This window comes from Vibrio sp. FF145 (assembly GCF_041439075.1).
Taxonomy (GTDB): domain Bacteria; phylum Pseudomonadota; class Gammaproteobacteria; order Enterobacterales; family Vibrionaceae; genus Vibrio; species Vibrio tasmaniensis_A.
In genome coordinates, this window is record NZ_JBGONH010000090.1 from 1 (window position 1) to 7,441 (window position 7,441).

Consider the following 7,441-nt stretch of genomic DNA (forward strand, 5'->3'; position numbering starts at 1 on the left):
CCCAGCCAAATATCCGTTCAGGTTCAAGCAATAATGCTTATCCGAACGGCATTATACCGAATCGGTAGGGCTTTCGCTTATGGCTTAAATAATGACGTTTTCTTAAAACTGCTGTCGTGGTTTATATCCTGTGACAACAGTACTTAAGCTTATTTTGTAAATCCTCATGATAGAGCCTGCTATGATTTACAGGTCGACTAAAATTGTCTTAGTCGTAATCCCGCCTTGGTCATCGATTATCTTCAGTGTCACCTTGTGCTTACCGTATGAAGGGAAGATTGAAGTGAATGTACGACCTCGTTTCACCTTACCGTTTGGAAGTGTCCACTCGGTATCAACAATACGACCATCACTGTCTGAACTTGTTGACCACATGGTTACCCAGCGACCCAAGTGAATGTACTTCGCGCTTGCTTCTGGAAGAGCGTTTGGAGATTCAACACTCACTACGGAGCTGAACGAATCGGTATTGCCTTTGTCGTCGACAACAGTCAAGTTCACCGTGTATTCACCTGCTTGCTCGTAAGACCAAGTTGGTGTCACTTCGTTACTTGTTGTTCCGTTGCCCAAGTCCCATAGATAACTGGTGATCTCACCGTCTTGGTCTGAGCTAAAGTTACGTGCTGAAACGTTCAGGCCAGTGACATTAAGCTCGAAGTTCGCAGTAGGAGCGATGTTGTGTTGGCTTACTTTAGATAAGCGAACCACACCGTATTCGTTGTTGTCACTCTGATTCACAATATCGACCGCTAAACCAAACTCCGTCAGGATACGCCCTGAGTCTGGTGCTTGAGGCGATGTGTAATCTTGGTCATCAGAGAAGCTAGCATTGCCAACTAAACTGGTATCTTCGAGCACATCATTGTCGCTGTTTACAAGACGCATTGGAGTATGATCTTTGAGTGAAAACGCCGCATCACGAACTTGGTAACGAGTTTGAGCGACTTCACCGGATTTTTCCCAAGTCATTGCATTCTGGTCGGCATCGACCACACCTAACCAACCTTCACCTGGGTGTTTGCCTACCCAGTTATCAGTCAGAGATTCGTCTACGTACCAAATAATCAAACCCGGATCGAATGAGATCAGTTGGCCCATGCGTTTGATGTTGGCTAGACCCTCATCAACGTCCATGTGGCTGCGCCATTGCAACAGGTAGTAGTGTTGCGCTTGGTGGAACCCATTACTCAGCTTGTAACCATTTAGGGCGAAGGTGGAGTTGCTCTCACCATCGTCTATTAAGGTTACTTCACCATCAACGACCACACTGAGGTTATCCAAATAGAAACCTTCCATCGCCAAGCCACCATCGGTGATGTATTCAAACGAAAGCTCTACTTCTTGGCCTGCCCATTGTGAAACGTCGAACTCAGCATCAATCCACCCGCCAGATTCGCCGCCAATAGCAGGAACGAGGCCAGTATTGTACGGGTCATCCATTGAGGTGATGTTGCCGGCAATGGCTTGTCCATTCACGAGTACGCGTGCAAAGTCGTAGTCTTTCTCAATTTCATACCAAGTTTTGAACGAAAGCAGTGCAGAATCGCCGGCTGGAATCACCAACTTGCGTGTCATGCTGTTTTTCAGGTCATCGCCTTTTTGAGAGTGGAACGAATACTCACCAGCAAACGGTTTTAAACCTTCGATCTGTTTTTCTGGAAGATCCACTTTAATCATGTTCGGACGGTTGTTATCCGTTGTTTGGAACAACGTATAAACCTGTGGGTTGTCTTCTAGGTCATCAATCGAGATTTGATCATCGTTAACCCAGCGACCACCAATCGACTTCTGTAGGAAGTGTTTTGCCCAAGAGCTGAATGCCGTTGGCTGTGTGCCACCAATTTGACCAGCCCAACTGCCCGAAGACATGATTGACCAGTAAGAGACAGGTTCACCCTTGCCTGTATATTGCGTGTCGTACTCGTCTGGCAAGCCTAAATCATGGCCATACTCGTGAGCACATACACCAGCTGCGGCATCAATCGGTTGAATCGTGTAATCAAATGCTGCGTATTGGCCACCAAAGCGGTCTGGAAGCGAGCTAGAGGTGCCTTTAAGTACATGAGTGCGACCAAGGTTGAATCGGTGAGACCAAATCGCATCAGGGCCTAATACGCCACCACCGGCTTCTTCACCAACAGATGCGTGGAACACCATTAGATGATCAATCACACCATCGGGTTCACGGAAGTTTCCGTCACCGTCGTAATCGTAACGATCTTCAATATCGTAATCGGCTAGGTTGATGCTAGGATCTTGAGCCAATTGATTCAGTGCTTCGCGAACCAGTTCTTGCGCGTTGAGATCGTTGTCGGTAGTAGGGGAGTTACCCCCATAGAATGACGCAGGTTTAGAGGCGCGATACCAACCTGCAGCTTGGCCCGCAACGCTGTAACTATCACCAGATTCGCTTTGGTAATACTGACGCATCGAGATTAGGTTTTCGCCGTTTGGCCCAGTGTAGCCAGAGTTTGAAAACAACAACTCTTGATAATGTTCTGGGTTGTAGCTCTCGTAGAGCATTTGTGTGTGCTCTTCGGTCAGTTTGTTGTTATCCCAGTTCAAATCAGGGAAATCGACTAACAGAGCGAGTACTTTATCGGTACGCTTGGTGCCGACTTCTAACGCAAAGGCGCTCGCCTTTTTAACACCAGATCCTTTTTCTATGGCTTTAAGTATTTTCGCTCGTTGCTCAAGTGCTTTTTTACCGAATTGAGCGTCACCTTTAAAACCGGAAGTGATTTTATTCTTCAAGTAGCGGTCAAGTGCGTCGTGCTTTGCCACATCGGTTGCATCTTGGTCGACTAAGCCCTGTCTAACTAGCATTTCAATGAGTTTGTCTTCATTAACAACGCCTAAATCAATAGGTGTTTTTGCATAACTACTGACGCTAAATAGAGTAAGCATTGCTGAAGCCAACAATGTTTTTCTCATCATTTTCATTATGTTTTCCTTTTATATTTCCATGTCGATATCAGTATCAACTTGCCTTATTCGGAGCTGTTGTCCGAGTTTGGCCTAATACACTCTTGTGGTGTCTTATTTAACTGACGTGTGTTTGTTGTATTTTTTTTACTTTCTATCTCCTTTGTATTGGTTGTCTCTTTTCTACTTTTTGAATCAAACGGAGTGCTCTTCGCTTTTTTAGCGTTGAGATAGATACGTAAAGCTTCTTGATTTTCCTCATAGGTTAAGCTAGAACAGATAACACCTCGTTTAATCAATGACTTAAGCAATAGTTCATCGTTCTCAATAGTGGAAGCCTGTGACAGTGATGACAAAGTTAGAACCATTAAAGTCATTGCTTTTATGGGTGTTTTTGTAAGAATCTTAGTTGTGCGAGCCTCGGTTGTAAGAGGCGCTGTTATAAGGAGCATATTAAAAAGAGCCATCAGTTTTGATTATGTAACAAAATATATTTATAAAATTAACCAATCAAATAGATAATTATTACAAGCAATTGTTCGTTCCGATTTCAACATTTAAAGTTAATATCAAATAATGGTCGTTATTTATTTTATTATCAGCTATTTAATGAGTTTTGTTGAATGAATAGTTGATAGTTTGGATTTTAATAATCTTGGTTGGGAAGTGATTATTATCTTGAGAGTACTTTATACAAGGTATGGAGTTATAAGTAATAAGATGCGTTTTATATTCTCTGTGTTTAAACATTGCATTTAATAATTGAGTTATTAGTAAATACCTGTGCTGAAATTATTTTCACACGAAATATCAATAATTAGGGTGTTGAGAATGATTTTCAGTGTTTCAAGGGCGTGAAATTTAAAAATATCGGAGGTGATAGGAGTACCAAGTCGTAAAAAAGAACCCGTATTTGAGTTCTTTTCCTTTTATTCTTGTTGGCGATTTACTTATTACTGAGAGACATCGCGATAAAAATACCGTTCGCAAGTGCTTGGATTCATGCGCTTAATGACGTTTGATATCACAGCGACAACCAACACCGAGAATACAAGCCTTCCCCAAAATATGGTGTAGAAATCAGCCCCGATGAGTAGGATCAACAACGTATCTTCAATTAAACTGTGGAGCAAGTTGAGCAACATGATTGCGGTGAATACGTCTCTTGCTGAGATATGCCCTTTCTTGGCTTCATTGATTAATAAGCCGCCACCAAACGAAAGGCCGAGCGTGATTCCTATTATTGTTAGGTTTGTTGCGTCTTTGCTGATTCCCAGCACTCTTACCAATGGTCTCAGTAATACTGCCATGAGTTTCTCAATACCTAGAACCTTTAAGATCTTGAGTAACAGTAATAGTGCTGAGATTACCATGAAGATAACCGCAAAGTTCTTGAGCTGTTCAATAGCCCAACCAAGATAACTCGTGTCTCCAGATACTTCTGGTTGCCAAAGCACGGTTGCTGGGTAGTTGAGCCAGTCTCCGTATTGATAACTGAGGTTGAGTAGCCATGCCAGCACTAAGCTTCCACCCACTCTCACCGATAGGGTAGCCAGCCAGCTAACACCTGCTTTTTTGGCAATTGCGCCTTCAATTGGCAATGAGTGAGCAAGGAGCATCATGCTGCCTAAAATTGAAGCTTGAGCAACCGTTAAGGGAACATCGGAATTAATAAGGATAATTAGCCCGGCATAGATGTTGGTGAGTATGGTAGTTGCCCATACTAGACCCATTTCTTTGGGTAATCCGACGCTTTCCATTATAGGGCTTAGCCATTCGCTAAGAATCATTATGCCGCCAAGCTCTTCGATGACTTTTATCAATATGATTATTGGAATCATGATACGGAAAAGCGTCGAAGTGACATCGAAGATTTCTTTGAGGAGCTCTTTGAAAAATTGATAGGTTGATTTCATTGTTACGACCATAACTCGTTGTGTTGTATAAAAAGATCTTACCGCGATTGTTGTGATTATGATTTCAAAAATAACCTATAAAATTACCCGTGATTTTTAAATTGTCGTAAAGTAAGAAATTATCAGTCAAAAAAATCATGGTTTAAGAAATTATGGAAATAGACCGTATAGATAGAAGCATATTGGTTGAGCTTCAGAAGAATAACCGGATCCCTAATCAATCGTTAGCCGAGATCGTAGGGCTATCACCTCCTGCTTGCTTAAAGCGAGTGAAACGATTGAGGCAAGAGGGCGTGATAGTCGGTGATGTATCGATCATTAACCCTGAGCTTACTGGCAGCAAGATGACCCTAGTTGTGTCCGTTGAAATGGAGCGCGACCGAGGGGATATCTATCAAATTTTTCGCCATTCTATTTCTAAGGCGTCAGAGGTTACTCAGTGCTATCAGATATCAGGCAGCTTTGATTTTATGTTGATTGTTACGGTGAAAGATATACAAGCTTACGAAGACTTTGTTGAGCGTGTATTGCGCAAAGATCTGAATATTCGCAAGTTCCATACCTCAGTCTCTATGAGAACCGTGAAATTTACCACTGCAGTTAATTTAGATGAGTCATGACTTTTAGTCAGATAGAGGTGTGAATAATTAGATCAAAGGCATAAGAGTTAGAGAAGAGACTTAGCGTTCAGAGTTTTGTGACATGCATGGGTTATTTTTGTATAAATACTAGTCATCTGTACAAAATGTTACTTTCATATTTTGTCATAACTTTAATAATTGTATATATTATTCCGCTACAATAATAATTAACCGAAGTTAATACCAAATGACTGTCAGTTCAGCTTCTCAATCACGTGAAACGCTTCTAAGCGAAAACGAACAACTTGTCTCGACTACCGACCTTAAAGGTGTGATTACTTATAGTAATGACGCTTTTTGCCGTATTGCGGAATACAGCCAAGATGAATTACTAGGGCAACACCATAATATTGTTAGGCATGGTGATATGCCAAAAGCGGCTTTTGCCGATATGTGGGTGAATCTAAAACAAGGCAAGGCTTGGCGCGGGATCGTAAAAAACAAAACTAAATCCGGTGGACACTACTGGGTTGATGCTTACGTTACCCCTATTTATGATGGCGGGAAGGTAAGTGGCTATCAGTCTGTTCGTGTTAAGGCGAAAAACGAATGGGTACAAGTCGCAGACAAGGCTTATCAAAGCTTATTGAAAGCTGAGACGTCAGGTCGCCAATGGTCACTACAGATCAGTGACAGTGTTCGTTACGCAGTGTTACTCGGCTCTTTGGCTGCGCCTCTGATTTCAAACCTTGTAGAAGTAGGGCAAGCATCGCAGTGGATATTGAGTCTTCTTCCTGTTTCTGCTCTAGCACTGCTTTTCCGACAAGAGCTCATTGATACACCATTACAGTTGAAAAAACTGCAATCTAAATTCGATAGTGTCAGTCGCCTTGTCTACTCAGGTAACAGTCAGTTCTCTGTTGCCGATTTTCATCTCAAGCTGATGTCTGCCCGAATTCGCACTGTGTTAGGCCGTATGACAGACTCAGCGAAACCATTGCAAGATTTAGCTGATAACCTTAATGCGACGTCATACCAAGTCACTGAAGCGCTCGATCAGCAGACAAAAGATATTCTTCAGGTACGTGAAGCAACTGAAGAGGTTGAGGTGACCGCCAATGAAGTCTCTTCTCGTACAGAAGAAGCTCACCAAATTGTCGATGTTACCTTGCAAACTTGTGCTGGTGCTAAAGAGAGCATTGATCAAACCCATCGTAACCTTGAAAATTTGGCATCTCAGGCGGAGAAAGCGACGCACACGACTTACCAATTGAGCGACCAAGCGCAAAGCGTGAGCAAGATAATGGAAGAGATTGGTGGTATTGCTGAACAAACCAACTTGTTGGCACTTAACGCTGCGATTGAAGCGGCAAGAGCAGGCGAGCAAGGACGAGGCTTTGCAGTTGTTGCCGATGAAGTTCGTGCTTTATCTGGGCGAACGTCAAAGGCCACAGTTCAGATTAAAGAGAGCATCGATACCATGCTGGCGACGATTGAAGGCTGGCAGAAAGATATTCTGGCGAACAGAGACCAAACAGACGCGTGTGGTGATGTTGCGAAGGTGAGCGCAGAGCGTTTATCTGAAGTTGAAAATCTAATGCAATCGATGAATGAATTGATGCAATCTGTTGAAAGCTCTGCTCATAAACAACGTGAACTATCGAGCGAAGTAAATCTGCATATGCAGTCTATTGCATCCACCGCAGAGCAAAACTTGGTTGCAACACATTCCGTGAAAGACCACTCCACAGAGCTAAAAGAGCAAGTGAATGAGTTCTATCACTTAGCGAAGCGCTTCGAAGAAAAATAGCGGTTAGATTTTAGAGTAATGAGAAATAAGAGAAGCCTTGCGAAACTAGCAAGGCTTTTTTGTGGCTCAAAAGAGCAGATTACAAAAACAGAAAGCCCCCAATAATTGATGTCCAACTGTTGGGGGCCGTTCATAATGTAGGCTCTTTAGTGTGTTTAGGGCGTGTTGACCTTTCGTGGTTAAATTTTGTTCGAGATAAAAGCGTTTTA

At 42.7% G+C, this 7,441-nt stretch carries 5 protein-coding genes; 2 read left to right on the forward strand and 3 right to left on the reverse strand.

Annotated features, from left to right (window positions below; all coding sequences use genetic code 11):
- Nucleotides 1-186: 186 nt before the first annotated feature.
- From ACED42_RS21095 to ACED42_RS21105, 3 genes are all read right to left on the reverse strand, one after another.
- Nucleotides 187-2,943, reverse strand: a complete 2,757-nt coding sequence (locus ACED42_RS21095) for an immune inhibitor A domain-containing protein (RefSeq protein ID WP_371704023.1) — start codon at nt 2,941-2,943, stop codon at nt 187-189.
- Between the two features lie 47 nt (nt 2,944-2,990).
- Nucleotides 2,991-3,302, reverse strand: a complete 312-nt coding sequence (locus tag ACED42_RS21100) for a hypothetical protein (RefSeq protein ID WP_029225557.1) — start codon at nt 3,300-3,302, stop codon at nt 2,991-2,993.
- Between the two features lie 576 nt (nt 3,303-3,878).
- Nucleotides 3,879-4,841, reverse strand: coding sequence for a hypothetical protein (locus ACED42_RS21105; protein WP_371704025.1), 963 nt, complete (start codon nt 4,839-4,841; stop codon nt 3,879-3,881).
- 152 nt (nt 4,842-4,993) lie between these two features.
- Here ACED42_RS21105 and ACED42_RS21110 point away from each other — a divergent pair, with 152 nt between their 5' ends.
- Nucleotides 4,994-5,461 carry an Lrp/AsnC family transcriptional regulator gene (locus tag ACED42_RS21110; protein WP_009844861.1) on the forward strand — a complete coding sequence of 156 codons (468 nt, stop codon included), beginning with the start codon at nt 4,994-4,996 and terminating at the stop codon, nt 5,459-5,461.
- A gap of 208 nt (nt 5,462-5,669) precedes the next feature.
- The gene (locus tag ACED42_RS21115) at nt 5,670-7,232 is read left to right on the forward strand and encodes a methyl-accepting chemotaxis protein (RefSeq protein WP_371704027.1); all 1,563 of its coding nucleotides are present in this window, start codon (nt 5,670-5,672) and stop codon (nt 7,230-7,232) included.
- The last annotated feature ends 209 nt before the right edge of the window (nt 7,233-7,441 follow it).

Coding starts and splice junctions, on each gene's coding strand:
- ACED42_RS21110 (WP_009844861.1), top strand. CDS start 4,994: ATGGAAATAGACCGTATAGATAGAAGCATATTGGTTGAGCTTCAGAAG.
- ACED42_RS21095 (WP_371704023.1), bottom strand. CDS start 2,943: ATGAAAATGATGAGAAAAACATTGTTGGCTTCAGCAATGCTTACTCTA.
- ACED42_RS21100 (WP_029225557.1), bottom strand. CDS start 3,302: ATGACTTTAATGGTTCTAACTTTGTCATCACTGTCACAGGCTTCCACT.
- ACED42_RS21115 (WP_371704027.1), top strand. CDS start 5,670: ATGACTGTCAGTTCAGCTTCTCAATCACGTGAAACGCTTCTAAGCGAA.
- ACED42_RS21105 (WP_371704025.1), bottom strand. CDS start 4,841: ATGAAATCAACCTATCAATTTTTCAAAGAGCTCCTCAAAGAAATCTTC.